Source organism: Bradyrhizobium sp. AUGA SZCCT0158, assembly GCF_018130065.1.
Lineage (GTDB): Bacteria > Pseudomonadota > Alphaproteobacteria > Rhizobiales > Xanthobacteraceae > Bradyrhizobium.
The window spans coordinates 328,036-343,276 of record NZ_JAFCME010000003.1 but is presented as its reverse complement, the minus strand read 5'-3'; the positions used below and the strand labels follow the sequence as shown (position 1 = coordinate 343,276).

The window sequence follows — 15,241 nt, the reverse complement described above, 5'->3', positions numbered from 1 at the left end:
TTCAAACCACGGGCACGCGCCGGGCGGCGACCGCCGCCGGCGAAATGACGTCGATGTCGAGCGGGACGCGCCAGCGCTCGGTCAGCCGCACGCGCGGTGCTTCGTTGTGCGGGTCGGCGCCGTCGATCACAAAGCCCTCAAAACCGTTGCTCATGACCTCGTTGCATTTCTGCACGTAGATCGGAAAGCCGCCGATATAGGGCATGAAGACGCGCGGCCGGCCGGGGATGTTGGCGCCGACATACCAGGAACTGCAGGTCGACCGCAGCGAGATCTTTGAGACCTCGTTGACGTGCTCGACCCATTCATCCTGATATTGCTCGATGGGCTCGATTGTATCAGCACCGATGTCGCGGATATGCGCCATGCAATCGGCCATCCAGTCGACATGCTGTTCGATCGCCTGGATCATGCTCGCCAGCACCGACGGGCTACCCGGCCCGGTGATGGTGAACAAATTGGGAAAGCCTACGGTCGCCACGCCGAGATAGGCGCGGGGACCGGCGCGCCATTTCTCAGAGAGCGTCTGCCCCTTGCGGCCGGTGATGCGGATCTTGTCGAACGAGCCCGTCATCGCCGCAAAACCGGTCGCGGAGACAATGGCGTCGAATTGATATTCTGACCCGTCGACCTCGATGCCATTGGCGGTGAAGCGCTCGATCGGCGTTTTGGACACGTCGACCAGTTTCACATGCGGCAGATTATAGGTTTCGAAATAGCCGGTATCGACGCAAAGACGCTTGCAGCCGAACACGTTGGAAGGGCACAGCAGCTCGGCGGTCGCGGGATCTTTCACGATGCCGCGGATCTTGTTGCGCGCGAATTCGGCGATGGTGTCGTTGGCTTCCTTCTCGAACAAGAGGTCGCCGAAGGCGCCGAGGAACGGCAGCCCGCCGCGCTCCCAGGCTTCTTCATATTGTCGCTCGCGTTCCTCCGGCGAGGCCTCCAGAGCCGGCTTCATGTTGAAGGGGAAATAGAAGCCGGTCGGCCGCGCCCGCGCTTTCGCCCGGAGCGCCGGATAATCGGCCTTGATCGATTGGCGGTATTCCGGCGTCAGTTTCGCATTCCAGGCCGGCACGGAATAGGTCGCGGTGCGCTGGAATACGGTAAGCGCGGAGGCTTGCTGCGCGATGATCGGGATCGACTGGATCGCCGATGAACCGGTGCCGATGATGCCGACGCGAAGCCCGGTGAAATCGACCCCTTCATGCGGCCATTCGCCGGTGTGATAGACCGGCCCCTTGAAATCCTCACGTCCTTTGAAGGGCGGATGGTTTGCCGCCGACAGGCAGCCGATCGCCATGATGCAGAACTTGGCGAACACCCTGTCGCCGTGGTCGGTTTCGATACGCCAGCCTTTTGCAATTTCGTCGAAGCTCGCATCCGTGACGCGGGTGTCGAACCGGATGTGCTGGCGCAGATCGAACCGGTCGGCGACATGGTTGGCGTAGGCGAGGATTTCCGGCTGCGGCGCGTATTTCTCCGACCAGTCCCATTGCTGATCGAGTTCTTCCGAGAACGAGAACGAATACTGCATGCTCTCGACGTCGCAGCGCGCGCCTGGATAGCGGTTCCAGTACCAGGTGCCGCCGACGCCGCCGCCGGCCTCATAGACCCGCGCAGTGAAGCCAAGCCCGCGCAGGCGGTGCAGCATGTACATGCCGGCGAAGCCGGCGCCGACAATGACGGCGTCAAACACCGCATCAACCTCGGCCGGACGCTGTTGTTGATCTTGCTTGCCCGCAGCCATGCGTTTTTCCCGATGAAGACGAAAGCTGCGCCTACATCAGACCAAAGCGCGCGAAGCGTCAATCGTGCCACCGCATGGGCGGGTTGCGCAGGGTCGCGGCCGTTCGTTTCCGCAAGCGTGTTGCATCGCGGCCGGAGCCAGCCCGGCCTGCGCGGCATCATGTCTCAGAGCGTTTTGAGGTACTCGATGATCGCCTTGCGCTCGTCGGGGGCCAGTTTCTTGCCGATCACGCCCTTGGTCTTCGGCGGCTTGTCGGCGAATTCGTGGCCTGTGTTCCAGTTTCCGCGGATCGAGGTGTCGAATTCGAAGCCGTTCGTGAGCTTGTCGTATTTGTAGCCGAGATTCACCGGGTCGTACTCGCGGTTGCCGAGATAGAATTTCTTCGGCCTTTCGTCGACCGGAGACAGCAGCGCGTAGACATTTGGAACCGAGCCGTTGTGGAGGTAGGGCGGGGTCGCCCAAACGCCGTTCAGTGGACGGACCTTGTATTCAAGCTTGCCCTGGATTTCGTTGGGCACGTTGCCGTTCAGGGCATTGCGTTGCTTCTCGTCCAGTTTCCGCTGGTCATAAATGACGTCGACGGTCTTTTGGACCAGTTTGCCGAGCGCGAATCCGAATCCGGTCTCCGTGATTCCGAGATGCGGGGGGATCGCGACCGTCCGGGCGATCATGTCCGCGGCCTGGGCAGGATCGGTGCCGATATGCTCGATCGGGATGTTTTCGATCTTGAGGATCGGCTGGCCGATCTCGTTTTTGGTCCACCAATCCTTGTTGTTGAAATCGAAGAACGCCTTGGTCGAAACCGGCGGACGGTGACATTCCTGACAATGCACCTTGTAGAGTTCGCCGCCCTGGGCCGCGAGCTTTTCGTCGATCGGCGGCAGGATGTCGCTCGGCCAGCGCGGTGACTTCAGGCCCGAGAAGCCTTTTTCAAGGCTCGGCGGATCGCCCGCGATCATTTGCTCCATTTCGTTGAGCCGGTCGATGTCGACGCTCGATTTGAACAGGCCCTTCGACGGGTCGAGCAGATTGAGTTCGGCCGATACGCCCAGCGCTTCACCGGCATTGCGCACCATCGGCTGCATGATGGAGCCGTTATACTGCACCCAATCGAACCACGGTGTGTTCCAGATCCGCGGGTAATGCACCGGCGCCGAGGAGCCCGCGTAGTTTTCCGGCTTCTTCAGGTCGATTGAAAACACCTGATTGCCGATCCGGTTCAGCGCGTCCAGCCGGCCATAGCCTTCGAGCACGCTCTGGGAAGCGACGGCCTCCTCGAGATTCTTGACGGCCTTCAATTGCGTGAGGACCTGGTCGATCTGGTATTTCAGGATCTCGCGATCCGCGACCGCCGAGTCCGGCCCCAGGATCCGTTCGGCGAACCGATCGAAGCGTGTGGGGATCAGCCGCGTATAGAGCAGCGCCACGCCCATTCCCTGCTTCAGCTTGAACAGATCGGTCAGCGCCGGCCCGCCATCGATGATGACAGCGGTGTCCTTGTAGGTGAACCGCCCGGTATGGCAGGCCGCGCAGGTCAGGCCGACGCCGGTCATGTCCTGCTTGTTGCGCGGGTTGCGCCAGGGCGCGCCCGACGGGTCGAGCATCGGGCCGCCCTGCGCAATGCCGATCGGGAGCGCCTTCTTGCCGGGGATAATGGTGTCCGGAATGAAGCCGTAGCGATCGAGATAGGCCGGGTCGCTTAACGGGTCGGCCTCGGTGAAGACCAGCCACGGAATCGTCGGCTGCTCCAGCGCCATGAACCATTCAAAGGGCATGCCGAAGGTCCGCGTTCCCTGGTCGGCGTGGTAGAACCAGCTGAGTTTTTCTTTGCTGATGCCCTGGTCGAGCCAGACAGTCTTCTTCGGCTGCGGGTACTCCGCGATCCTGACGTGAAGGTTTTCCCAGAGTTTTGCGATGTCGTCCTTGAAAGCGACGTAACCGGCGACGGCGATCAAGGCTGCGATAACAATTTTGGTCCTGCCCCGCATGATCAGCCCTTTGTTCAATTGCGCCGCCTGAGCGCGAAATATGCGTATCTCATTAAAAAATCGCCAAACACGTACTCAGCCTTGGCGTGCGATCAAATACATCGCCATCTTATAGTAGCATAAGCCGACTGTCCATAAAGCCGGCTTTGCGCGTTGTGCCGTTTTGCTGCAGCGGGAAGGTGCCGTTTCGAATCCGCCGGATGGGTTCGCCGAACGCGTTTGCACGCGCCGCCCCTGAATGTAGAATCAAGCGGCAGCATACCCCGGGATCGCCGATTTGAAAGCCGCCACAGCGCAACCGCTCAAAATCGAAATCACTGCTGCGGACCCGGTGTCCGCGTTGCTGATCCATCCGCCGCAGGCGCGCGCGTGTTACGTGTTCGCGCATGGGGCGGGCGCCGGCATGGCCCATGCTTCGATGGAGACGATTGCGACAGGTCTCGCTGACCGCGACATCGCGACGCTGCGCTATCAGTTTCCCTACATGGAAAAGGGCAGCAGGCGGCCCGATGCGCCGGCTGTTGCGCACGCCGCGGTGCGGGCCGCCGTGGCGGAAGCCGCGCGTTGCTGCGGCGGGCTGCCGCTGATCGCGGGCGGAAAATCGTTCGGCGGGCGCATGACCTCGCAGGCGCAGGCGATCGATGCCTTGCCGGGCGTTCGCGGGCTCGCCTTCTTCGCCTTTCCGTTGCACCCGGCCGGAAAGCCTTCCAGCGACCGCGCCAAGCATCTCGCCGCGGTCGAAATACCGATGCTGTTCCTGCAGGGGACGCGCGATGCGCTGGCCGAATTGAGCCTGCTCGAACCCGTGGTCAAGAAGCTGGGCAAGCAGGCGACGCTGCATCTCGTGAAGGAAGCCGATCATTCCTTCCACGTGTTGAAGAGTTCAGGCCGCAACGACCGCGAAGTGATGACCGAGGTGTTGGATGCGTTCGCGGCGTGGGCCGGGACGATCGGCGCAGGATAGCGTTGGCAGAACGGCGCAGCGGATGCTAATCAGGCCCCATGGCCAAGATCCTCATCGTTAATCCCAATACGACCGCGTCAATGACGAAAACCATCGGCGAGGCCGCGCGCGCGGTCGCGGCATCAGGCACCGAGATCGTCGACGTGACGTCGGCGATGGGGCCGGTCTCGATCGAGGGATTTTATGACGAAGCCTTCGCCGTTCCCGGCCTGATCCAGGCGCTGTTGAACGCAAGGGATGCCGATGCCGGCATCATCGCCTGCTTCGATGACACCGGCCTCGACGCCGCGCGATCGGTCGCGCCCTTTCCGGTGGTTGGGATTTGCGAGGCAGCCTTGGTGACGGCGGGGCAACTGGCAAAACGCATCGGAATAGTGACCACGCTGCCGCGTTCGATCGTGCCGCTGGAAGAACTGGTGCGGCGCTACGGCTTTGCGGAACGGGCGCATGTCACCGCCTGCAATGTCGCGGTGCTTGATCTCGAAAAGCCCGGCTCCGGCGCGGAAGAGAAACTCGACGCCGAGATTGCGCGCGCGCTCGACAAGGGCGCGGAAGCCATCGTGCTCGGTTGCGCCGGGATGGCCGACCTTGCAGCCAAGCTCTCGCAAAAATTCGGCGTTCCCGTCGTCGACGGCGTCGCGGCCGCGGTGAAGCAGGCCGAGGCACTGGTCGGCTTGAAGCTCACCACATCGCGGCGCGGTGCCTACGCGCTGCCGGGCGCCAAGGACTACACCGGCCTGCTGGCGCCGTTTGCGCCCAAGAGTTGAGCAGAACTGAGAAGGCTTCAGGCTGATTGCGGCGGGCCGTAGATCTTGTCGCGCAGCCGCCGCATGCCGGCCAGCCAGCGCTCGCGGCTGGAAGCCTTGCGCAGCATGTATTCGGCGACCTGCGGGTGCGACAGAATCAGAAACCGTTCGGCTTCCATCGCCTCGATCACCATGCGCGCGACTTCGGGCGCCTGCAGCACGCCATCGACCCGCGCGGCGCTCGGGCCGGGTGTCGTCATGCCTGTTTGCACCGACTGCGGGCAAAGCACCGACACGCGGATGCCGCGGTCGCCATATTGAATGGCGAGATGTTCGGCGAGCGCCACCGCGGCATTCTTGGTGACGCCGTAGGGCATCGAATTCAGCGACGCCAACAGGCCCGCGGCGGATGCGGTGTTGAGCAGATAGCCCGAGCCGCGCGCGAGCATGCCCGGCACCAGCACGCGTGCCGCGAACACGTGGCTCATGACATGGACCCGCCAGCTGACGTCCCAGTCGGCGTCGGACGCGCTTTCCTGTCCCTTGCGCGACAGGCCGGCGTTGGAAAAGAAAACGTCGATCGGGCCATATTTGTCCTCGGCTGCCGCGATCAGCGCCTTGACGTCTTCTTCAAGGCCGACGTCGGCGGTCACGGCCAATCCATCGATGTCGCCGGCGACATTCGCTAGCCGGTCGCGCGAGGTTTTCAGGTCGGCGACGACCACGCCGCGCGCGCCGGCGTCGGCATAAGCACGCGCCACCGCTTCGCCAATGCCGCTCGCGGCGCCGGTAACGACACAGACCTTGCCTTTGACGTTCATGCTGAAGCTTCCTTCTTTGTTCGGCGTGTCCCGCGTGTGGTGTTCAAGTCCGGTAAAGCCCCTTGTCGCGCGCCTGACGAATTGCAAGTCCCGCCATCAGATCGAGCATCGGCGTCGAAAGCCCGGCGGCCCGTGCGAATGCGGCGGGTGCGCGGACCAGTACGTCGATCTCCATGGCGCGGCCGAGCTCAAAGTCCTGCAGGATCGATGGCTTGTGGGCGGGCGCAGGTCCGGAGCGGGTGACGCGCTTGACCTCGGGGTAACAGCTCTGGGCGATGCTGTTGGCTTCATCCAGCAAACGCGGGATCACCTCGGCGAGCGCCGGTTCGTCCCGGACGCCGCGGGCGGTCTGGCCGGTGAGCAGACACAGCACCGACATCGACATGTTGGTCAAAAGCTTGGACCAGATCGCTTCCCTGATCTCGGCGACATCTGGCGATTCGATCGAAGCTTCATTGAGCGCTGTGCGCAGCCGCGCGATCCGCTCGCTGTGACGATTGTCGCATTCGCCGATCAGGAGCCGGTTCCGATCAGGTGAGAGATTCGCGACCACACCGGGTGCGACAATCTCGTTGGATGAATAGATCACGCCGCCGATAATCCGTTCTTTGGGTATCGCCGCGCGCAGCTTGCCGTTTGGATCGAGGAAGCCAAGATCGGGCGTCGGCGGATGTTTTGCGGGAAGCCCGATATCGTACCACCAGGGGATCCCGTTCTGGGCCAAGACCACGGCGGTATCGTCGCGCAACAGGGATTGCAGACCGGCGGCGAGCGCGCTCACCCCCGTCGCCTTCAGCGTGCTGATCACGACATCCTGCGGACCTAGATCAGCCGGGTCGTCCGAGGCGGTCACTTTGGCTTTGAACTCGGCCTCGCCGACACGCAGCGTCAGGCCGTTGGCCCTCACGGCTTCGAGGTGCGGGCCGCGCATCACGCAGGAAACGTCGTGTCCGGCCAGCGCGAGCCGCACCGCGAAATGGCTGCCGACGGCGCCCGTACCGAAAACGCATATCCGCATCGAGTTGATGTCCTGCTGAGGGGAACCGTGAGGCGACAGTTTCCACAAGCTTGCACCGCAGCGCAACCGGCGATGCCGTTTGCATCGCAGGCATCACGGAAAGGGATAGATCAATCGCCGCTGTGTCGGCATATTGCCTGTCGAAACTGCTGCAACCAAAAAGGACCGTCAATGTCTGCCAATCCAGTCTTGTGGGATCTCGATCAACGCGGCGTCGCGACGGTCACGCTGAATCGCCCGGAAGTGAACAACGCCTACGATGCCGGGCTCATCAACGGCGTGCTGGCGGCGATGGATGAACTCGGCCAGAAGTCTCACCTGCGCGTCGTGGTGCTGAAGGGCAACGGCAAGCATTTCCAGGCCGGCGCCGACCTGAAATGGATCAATGGCGTGCGGCCGAAATCGCCCGAAGAGAACGAGGCGGTCTCACGCGCCACCTTCGAGGCGGTGCAGCGGCTCAATACGCTGCCGATCCCGACCGTGGCGCTGGTGCAAGGTGGCTGCTTCGGCGGCGGCACCGGCGTGATTTCGGCGTGCGACGTGGTGATCGCCGCCGACAATGCGCTGTTCTCGATCACGGAAGTCCGCTGGGGCCTGACGGCCGCGATCATCATCCCGCAGCTTTGCGATTCCATCGGTGTCCGTCAGGTGCGCCGCTACGCGTTGACCGGTGAGCGCTTCGGCGCCGAAGACGCGCGCCGCATTGGTCTGGTGCATGAGGTGGTGCCGCTGGCGGAGCTTGAAGCGTCGGGCGCAAAGGTCGTGGAGCAATTGCTGGCCAACGGCCCCGAGGCGCTGGCCGAAACCAAGGCACTGGCGCTGGAAAGCTCCTTCGGCGGCATGAGTGTCGACGACGACGCTTATACACGCCTGGTCAAAATGCATTCGGACCGGCGGCGGACATCGGAGGCGTCCGAAGGGCTGGCCTCGTTCGCCGAAAAGCGCGCGGCGAATTGGGGCGGCAAGGGATAGTTTCACGACTCAGCAGCCCCGGCAGATGCCGCTCACACTCCGGTAGACCTCGGCATCGTCGCGCCGCATCTGCTGCAGCGATTCGATCATGCGTGCGTCGGTGCTGCGCGTGTCGGCAATGGCGGGCGCGGGCTTGCGCTTGGCGGCCAGCGCAGCCTCCTGACGCGTGTAACAGGCCTCGCGCTCGGGTTTGGCCTGGATGAACCGGCACTGCTCCACTTCCGCCAGCGCGGGGGAAGCGCCGAGCATCAGGGCGGGTACGAGGGCAGCGAGGATTTTCAAACCGGTCAGTCCTTTCGTCCCCACTTTCTCAATTCCGCGTAGCGGGAGCAATGTCTTCCGTCTCTATTTCAACCGTTTGACACGTAGCCAAAATCGCCTGTGAAGGGCATGATGCCGGCACTTCAGCCGGGAACCCCAAAATTGCCCTCCAAAACCATCACCGAGCCTGCGCGCCAAATTCCGCTCTATGGCGAATACGATGTCGCCGTGCTGGGCGGCGGGCCTGCAGGCATAGCGGCCGCCGTTGCTGCTGCGCGCGCGGGCCGTCGCACCCTGCTGATCGAACGCTATGGCTTCCTCGGCGGCATGGGCACGGCGGCGGGCGTCACCAATTTTTGCGGGCTGCACGCCAATGTCCATGGCGAGATGCACCGGGTGGTGCAGGGGATTGCGACCGAACTGCTGGATCGGATCGACCGGCTCGGCGGGCTGAACGCGCCGCATTTGATCCTGGGCAAGATCTTCGCACAGGCCTATGACACCGCGGCCTACAAGATCGCCGCCGACGATCTCCTCGCCGCGCACAAGGTTGACATTCTTTTTCACGCGCTCGGCGCCGGCGTGGTGATGCATGACGAGAGGCACATCGATGCGCTGATGGTCGAGACCAAGGCGGGTCGGCAGGCGGTGCGCGCCGGAATCTTCATCGATTGCTCCGGCGATGGCGATCTGGCCGCCTGGGCCGGCGCGCCGTTCGAGGTCGGCGATAACGCTGGCAGCACGATGTACCCGTCGATGATGTTCCGCCTCAACGGCATCGACCCCGAAAAGGCTGGCGACGCCTGGCGGACCATTCCGGCGCTGATGGAAAAGGCCGAGGCCGCAGGCACACACAAGTTTCCGCGCAAGGCCGCGATCGTCCGGCCACAGCGCCACGGAATCGAGTGGCGGGTGAATTTTACCCAGCTCGCGCGCGAAGACGGCACGGCGGTGAACGGCCTTGAGCCTGACGATATGACCCGGGGCGAGATCGAGGGCCGCCGCCAGGCGGTGCAGGCATTCGAGTTCCTGCGCACCGTGCCGGGCTTCGAACAATCCTACATCGTCGATCTTCCGCCGCAGCTCGGCATCCGCGAGACCCGCCGCGTCGTTGGCGGCTACATGCTCTCCGGCGAGGACGTGCTCGGCTGCGCCTCGTTCGAGGATTCCATCGGTGTCAATGGCTGGCCGATGGAATCCCATGTCGCGGGCGACGTGGTCTTCAAGTTCCCGCCGATCCCGGAATCACGCGGCTTCAACGAGCTGCCGTATCGGATGCTGGTGCCCGAGGGTATCGACAACCTCTTGATGGCCGGGCGCTGCGCCTCGATGACCCATGACGGCCAGTCGGCGGCGCGGGTTTCCGGCGCCTGCTTTGCGATGGGCGAGGCGGTTGGGATCGCTGCGGATTTGGCACTGTCCGGCAACACGATTCCACGCGACATTGCCGTTGAAAAGTTGCAACAAGCATTGCAACAACAGGGCGCCTTTATCGGCCGCGGCCAGAGCGTGCCCGAAGGGCTGTAAGAGAAGTTACGGAGGAAACGGTATGACGGGATTTGCTCGGCTCGCTGCGGCTGCCCTGCTGGCGATCGCGGCAAGCGGGATCGCACGGGCCGATGATGCGCTGAAGGCCAGGATCGGCGTGCTCAGGCTGTCCTCGTCGGCGCCGGTGTTCATCGCGCAGGACAAGGGCTACTTTCGCGAGGCCGGCCTCGACATCGAATTGAAATTCTTCGACGCGGCGCAGCCGATCGCGGTGGCGACGACGTCGGGCGATGTCGATTTCGGCGTCACCGCGTTCACCGCGGGGCTCTATAATCTCGCCGGCAAGGGCACGCTGAAGGTGATCGGCGGCATGAGCCGCGAGAAGGCCGGCTATCCCCTGATCGGTTATTTCGCCAGCAACAACGCCTATGCCGCCGGGCTGAAGACGCCGAAGGATCTCGCCGGAAAGCGCATCGCGGTGACGCAAGTCGGCTCCAGCTTCCATTATTCGCTGGGGCTGCTCGCCGACAAATACGGCTTCAAGCTCGCGGACATCAAGGTGCTGCCGCTGCAATCGCTGTCGAACGCTGCCGCGGCGCTGAAGGGCGAGACCGTCGATGCGGCGCTGCTGCCGGTGTCGACCGCGCGCACGCTGATGGATTCCGACGGTGCCAAATTGCTCGGCTGGGTCGGCGACGAGACGCCGTGGCAGCTCGGCGCGGCGTTCGCTTCGCCAAAAGCACTGACCAACAACGCGCTGGTGACGAAATTGCTGGGCGCACTGGTCCGCGCCGACCGCGAATATCATGACGTGATCCTGGCCTCCGTGAAGGACGGCAAGGCCGGGATCAACGACAAGACAAAGCCGCTGCTGGAAATCATCGCCAAATACACCAATCTGCCGGTCGAGCAGGTGGTCGGCAATTGCGCCTATATCGATCCCGACGGCAAACTCGACGTCAAGAACGTCGCCAACCAGATCAGCTGGCTGCAGGAACAGGGTTTCGTCGACAAGGGCTTTGGCGTGGATGCGATCATCGCCAAGGAATATGTGAAGGCGGATTGATTTGAGGTTTACCTCTCCCGCTTGCGGGCCCGCAAGCGGGAGAGGGAGCGCAGCGGTGCAAGGATTCGAACTGAGAACCCAATGGACCTGATCGCCGGCCATATCAGCCACCGCTTCGGTACGCTGGACGTGCTCGACAACGTCTCGTTCACCGTGCGTGCCGGCGAAGTGGTGGCGATCGTCGGACCCTCCGGCTGCGGCAAGAGCACGCTGCTATCGATCCTCGGCGGGCTGCTGCGGCCGAGCGGAGGCCAGGCCGAACTGCGCGGCGCGCCGCCGGCGGGCAGCCTCAACCCGCTGACCTTCGTGTTCCAGGATTTTGCGCTGCTGCCCTGGTGTACGGTGGAAGCCAATGTGGAATTCCCGCTGGTGCATACCGCGCTCGGCATAAGCGAACGCCGTGCCGTGATCGACGACGCGCTGCGCCGCACGGGGCTCACCGATTTTCGCGGCGCCTACCCGAAGCAATTGTCCGGCGGCATGCGCCAGCGTGTCGGCATTGCGCGCGCGCTCGCAGTGCGGCCGGCGATCCTGCTGATGGACGAGCCGCTCTCGGCGCTGGATTCGCAGACCCGCGAACTGCTGATGGAGGATTTTATCCGCCTGCTCGCCGACGGTTCGATGGGCGCGGTCTACGTGACGCATAATCTCGAAGAAGCCGTTCGCCTTGCCGACCGCATCGTGGTGCTGTCGCGCCGTCCCGGCCGCGTCCGCGAGGTCGTGACCATCCCGATGACGCGCGACGAGCGCGGCGATATCAATGCCCGCGGAAAACTGCTCGCGATACAAAATGATCTGTGGTCGCTGATCCGTGAGGAGGCGATCGACGCCGAGCGTGAGGTCCAGCATGCTTGACCGCGCGCCGCAGGGGACGCAGGACGAGATCACGCCGCGGCCGGTGGCGTTTCGCGGCGCCGGCTTTACGCCAAGCGCCGGCCGCTATTCCGGCTGGATCGCGCTTATCCTGGTGATTGCGTTCTGGCAGCTCGCCGGCAGCGCCGGCTGGGTCAATGCTCTGTTCCTGCCACCCCCCTCGGCGATCGCGGTTGCGATCTACAAGCTCGCGCTATCGGGCGCGCTCTGGCAGCATCTGTCCTGGTCGGTGATGCGGATCGGATCGGGCTGGATCCTCGGCACGGCTGCCGGCGTCATCGTCGGTTTCGGGATCGGGTTATCGACGCTGGCGCGCGGTGTCGGCATCACCTTCATCTCGGCGCTGTTTCCGATTCCGAAGATCGCGCTGCTGCCGCTGCTGATCCTGTGGCTCGGGATCGGCGAGGAGCCGAAGATCGCGACCATCGCGCTCGGCGTGTTCTTCTCCACCGCGATCTCGGTCTATAGCGGCGTCGACGCGGTGCCGCGCAATCTGATCCGGATGGCGCAGAGTTTTAACGTGCCGTTCCACCTGATCGTGCGCCGCGTGATCTGGCCGGGCGCGCTGCCCTCGATCCTCGCGGGTTTTCGCATCACGGCGTCGGTCGCGCTGCTGCTGGTGGTGAGTGCGGAAATGATCGGCGCCCAATACGGCATCGGCGCCTTCGTGCTGCAGGCCGGCAATCTGATGCAGACCGATCAGCTGCTGGCCGGCGTTGTGATCCTGTCGGTGTTCGGGCTGGTGGTGGGGAAGGGGATTAATTTGCTGGAGGCAAGGCTGCTGCACTGGCGGTGATGTGCGTCGGCGTGAGCGAGCCAAAATTGGCGCGACAAACAACACCGTCGTCCCGGCCTTGAGCCGGGACCCATACCGCGTGATCTATCGATGGCCCGAGGTAGCTAACGCTGTTCGCAAAATGAGCGTCGGTGGTTATGGGTCCCGGCTCAAGGCCGGGACGACAGCGGTGGTTGCCTCACGCATTCCCGCGGTCTTCGCGGAACAAATCGAGCTTCTGTTGCACCGGACGGTCGGAGAAGCTGAACAGCACCGAATCGACATCGGCTTCGTGGGTGACCCATTGCCAGCTCGGCACCACGAACAGATCGCGCGCGCCCCACTCAAACGTCTGATCGCCGACCCGCGTGCGGCCCTTGCCCTCGATCGCGGCGAACACGGTCGCGTCGGTGGAGCGATAGCGCGCTGTCTTAAAACCCTTCGGCAGCATCTGGATGAAAGTACCGATGGTCGGCATCGCGAATTCGCCGGTTTCGGGGTTGGAGAATTTCAGCTTCAGCCCGTGGCAGGCGTCCCACTCATTGCGGATCTTGGCCTGCTCCAGCGCCTCGCGGGTGTAGCTGTAGGGATAGTTGAAGATCGGTGATGTCTTCGACTTTCGCTTCTCGTCGACGGGGAGGAGGTTGCGTCCGTAGCGGGCAAAGCTGTCGCCGGAAGGCCGCGTGATCTTCTGCTGGTCCTCGTTCGAGCCTTCGGCAAAGGACGCATCGAAGAACTGCACCATCGGAATGTCGAGCCCGTCGAGCCAGAACATCGGCTCGGAGGTTTCGTTGGAATGATCATGCCAGGTCATCGATGGCGTGATGACGAAATCGCCGGGCTCCATCAGCGTCTTCTCGCCGTCGACCGCGGTTGCCGCCCCCTTGCCCTCGAGCACGAAACGCAACGCCGACTGGCTGTGGCGGTGCGCCGGGGCGACGTCGCCGGGGACCACCATCTGCACGCCGGCAAACAGCGAGGTCGTGATCTTCGACTGGCCGCGCAGGCCCGGATTTTCCAGCACCAGCACCCGCCGCTCGGCTTCCTTGGCGGTGATCAGCTTGCCGGCCTCGGTCATGTAGTCGCGGATCTGGTCGAACTTCCACAGATGCGGCCGGCAGGCGCTGCGCGGCTCCGGTGTGATCAGATCGCCCATCACGTTCCAGAGTGCGGAGAGGTTCTCGCCGTCGATCTTCTTGTAGAACGCCTCGCGTTCCGGGGTCTTCTGCACGGCTTCCATAGATAGCCTCCCGTTATTCTTGTCCGTCCATTTATTGACAGCATACTTACAATATGGGTAGCGTCAATGACGGCGTAGACCGCAACGATAGATTTACGGGGAGGTTCCGATGAAGCTGCACGGCTATTTCCGCAGTGCCGCGGCCTACCGGGTCAGGATCGCCTTGAATCTGAAGGGGCTGCGACCCGAACATTTGCCGCATCACCTTCGCAAGGGCGAACAATGCGCGCCGGCCTATCTCGCCATCAACCCGCAGGGGCTCGTGCCCGCACTGGAGGACGACGCCGGCGCCGTACTCACGCAATCGTTGGCGATCATTGAATGGCTGGATGAAACCTATCCCGAACCGGCGCTGCTGCCCGGCGATGCGCTGGGTCGCGCAAAAGTTCGCGCCTTCGCCATGGCGCTGGCCTGTGACACCCACCCGGTGCAGAACCTGAAAGTGTTGAACCGGCTTCGGCAACTCGGTTTACCCGAGGAAAAGGTGACGGAGTGGGCGGCCTGGGTCAACCGCGAGGGACTGACGGCTTGCGAAGCACTGGCCACCGGCGAAAAGGGGCCATTCTGTTTCGGTGCAACGCCGACGATCGCCGATCTCTGCCTGGTGCCGCAACTCGGCAACGCGCGGCGCTTCGGGGTGGATGTCTCGGTCTTCCCGCGCCTGCTCAAGGCTAAAGCCGCGGCGAAGGAAATCAAGGCGTTCGCCGACGCCGCACCGGACAAGCAGCCCGATGCCGAGTAAGCCCACGCCCATCACCATGGACGCCGTCTATGCGGCGCCGGGCTATTTGTTTCGGCGCATGCAGCAGATCGCGGTCGCGATCTTTGTCGAGGAATGCAAGGCCTTCGACCTGACGCCGGTGCAATATGCCGCGCTGGTTTCGATCCACACCCATCCCGGCATCGACGCGACGCGGCTGTCGGCGGTGATCGCGTTCGACCGCTCGACGCTCGGCAATGTGATCGAGCGGCTGGAGGCAAAGGCCTTTATCGAGCGCAGGGCCGGCCGCGAGGACAAGAGGGTAAAATTGCTCTATCTGACCAAAGCGGGTGCCGCCACGCTGCGCGAGATCATGCCATCGGTCGAGCGGGCGCAGGCGCGGATGCTGCAGCCGCTGAAGGCCGCCGACCGCAAGGTGTTGCTGACGCTGATGACGCAACTCGTCGATCTCAACAACGAGGCCTCGCGCGTGCCGCTGCGCGCCGAGGACGCGCTCGAGCATCTGGGTAAATCGGGTTGAGGCGGCCGGACAACTAGTTATTGTCGTCCCGGCCTTGA

Annotated in this window: 15 protein-coding genes; 9 read left to right on the top strand and 6 right to left on the bottom strand. The window is 63.5% G+C overall.

The window, feature by feature from the left end; all coding sequences use genetic code 11:
* Position 1 precedes the first annotated feature (1 nt).
* Positions 2–1,750 (bottom strand): NAD(P)/FAD-dependent oxidoreductase, encoded by a 1,749-nt coding sequence (locus JQ574_RS06420; protein ID WP_212209730.1) that lies wholly within the window; start codon positions 1,748–1,750, stop codon positions 2–4.
* A gap of 164 nt (positions 1,751–1,914) precedes the next feature.
* Complete coding sequence (locus JQ574_RS06415; protein ID WP_249119140.1) at positions 1,915–3,756, bottom strand: di-heme-cytochrome C peroxidase; 1,842 nt, start codon at positions 3,754–3,756, stop codon at positions 1,915–1,917.
* A 259-nt stretch (positions 3,757–4,015) separates the two neighbouring features.
* On the opposite strand from JQ574_RS06415, the gene JQ574_RS06410 reads away from it, so the two are divergent.
* On the top strand, positions 4,016–4,702 hold the full coding sequence (locus tag JQ574_RS06410) for an alpha/beta family hydrolase (RefSeq protein WP_212209729.1): 687 nt from the start codon (positions 4,016–4,018) through the stop codon (positions 4,700–4,702).
* A 38-nt stretch (positions 4,703–4,740) separates the two neighbouring features.
* Positions 4,741–5,469, top strand: coding sequence for an aspartate/glutamate racemase family protein (locus tag JQ574_RS06405; protein WP_212209728.1), 729 nt, complete (start codon positions 4,741–4,743; stop codon positions 5,467–5,469).
* Positions 5,470–5,486: 17 nt separating this feature from the next.
* On the opposite strand, the gene JQ574_RS06400 is transcribed toward JQ574_RS06405, so the two are convergent.
* Positions 5,487–6,269 (bottom strand): SDR family oxidoreductase, encoded by a 783-nt coding sequence (locus tag JQ574_RS06400; protein ID WP_212209727.1) that lies wholly within the window; start codon positions 6,267–6,269, stop codon positions 5,487–5,489.
* A gap of 43 nt (positions 6,270–6,312) precedes the next feature.
* Positions 6,313–7,287 carry a 2-dehydropantoate 2-reductase gene (locus JQ574_RS06395; RefSeq protein ID WP_212209726.1) on the bottom strand — a complete coding sequence of 325 codons (975 nt, stop codon included), beginning with the start codon at positions 7,285–7,287 and terminating at the stop codon, positions 6,313–6,315.
* Positions 7,288–7,458: 171 nt separating this feature from the next.
* Between JQ574_RS06395 and JQ574_RS06390 the strand changes: the two genes are divergently transcribed.
* Complete coding sequence (locus JQ574_RS06390) at positions 7,459–8,259, top strand: enoyl-CoA hydratase-related protein (RefSeq protein WP_212209725.1); 801 nt, start codon at positions 7,459–7,461, stop codon at positions 8,257–8,259.
* A gap of 9 nt (positions 8,260–8,268) precedes the next feature.
* Here JQ574_RS06390 and JQ574_RS06385 read toward each other — a convergent pair whose 3' ends face one another.
* The gene (locus tag JQ574_RS06385; RefSeq protein ID WP_312014585.1) at positions 8,269–8,565 is read right to left on the bottom strand and encodes a hypothetical protein; all 297 of its coding nucleotides are present in this window, start codon (positions 8,563–8,565) and stop codon (positions 8,269–8,271) included.
* A gap of 117 nt (positions 8,566–8,682) precedes the next feature.
* Between JQ574_RS06385 and JQ574_RS06380 the strand changes: the two genes are divergently transcribed.
* From JQ574_RS06380 to JQ574_RS06365, 4 genes are all read left to right on the top strand, one after another.
* Positions 8,683–10,047 (top strand): FAD-dependent oxidoreductase, encoded by a 1,365-nt coding sequence (locus tag JQ574_RS06380; RefSeq protein WP_212209724.1) that lies wholly within the window; start codon positions 8,683–8,685, stop codon positions 10,045–10,047.
* Between the two features lie 22 nt (positions 10,048–10,069).
* The gene (locus tag JQ574_RS06375; protein WP_212209723.1) at positions 10,070–11,074 is read left to right on the top strand and encodes an ABC transporter substrate-binding protein; all 1,005 of its coding nucleotides are present in this window, start codon (positions 10,070–10,072) and stop codon (positions 11,072–11,074) included.
* Between the two features lie 81 nt (positions 11,075–11,155).
* Complete coding sequence (locus JQ574_RS06370) at positions 11,156–11,929, top strand: ABC transporter ATP-binding protein (protein ID WP_212209722.1); 774 nt, start codon at positions 11,156–11,158, stop codon at positions 11,927–11,929.
* On the top strand, positions 11,922–12,743 hold the full coding sequence (locus JQ574_RS06365; protein WP_212209721.1) for an ABC transporter permease: 822 nt from the start codon (positions 11,922–11,924) through the stop codon (positions 12,741–12,743). The genes JQ574_RS06370 and JQ574_RS06365 overlap by 8 nt, the downstream gene beginning before the upstream one ends.
* Before the next feature lie 178 nt (positions 12,744–12,921).
* Here the strand turns inward: JQ574_RS06365 and gtdA are convergent, their stop codons facing one another.
* Positions 12,922–13,962 (bottom strand): gentisate 1,2-dioxygenase, encoded by a 1,041-nt coding sequence (gene gtdA / locus JQ574_RS06360; protein ID WP_212209720.1) that lies wholly within the window; start codon positions 13,960–13,962, stop codon positions 12,922–12,924.
* A 109-nt stretch (positions 13,963–14,071) separates the two neighbouring features.
* Here gtdA and maiA point away from each other — a divergent pair, with 109 nt between their 5' ends.
* Together maiA and JQ574_RS06350 are read left to right on the top strand one after the other, a co-directional pair.
* Positions 14,072–14,704: a maleylacetoacetate isomerase gene (gene maiA / locus JQ574_RS06355; protein ID WP_212383396.1), complete on the top strand. Its 633-nt coding sequence runs from the start codon at positions 14,072–14,074 to the stop codon at positions 14,702–14,704.
* The gene (locus JQ574_RS06350; protein WP_212209718.1) at positions 14,694–15,203 is read left to right on the top strand and encodes a MarR family winged helix-turn-helix transcriptional regulator; all 510 of its coding nucleotides are present in this window, start codon (positions 14,694–14,696) and stop codon (positions 15,201–15,203) included. Before maiA ends, JQ574_RS06350 begins: the two co-directional genes overlap by 11 nt.
* The last annotated feature ends 38 nt before the right edge of the window (positions 15,204–15,241 follow it).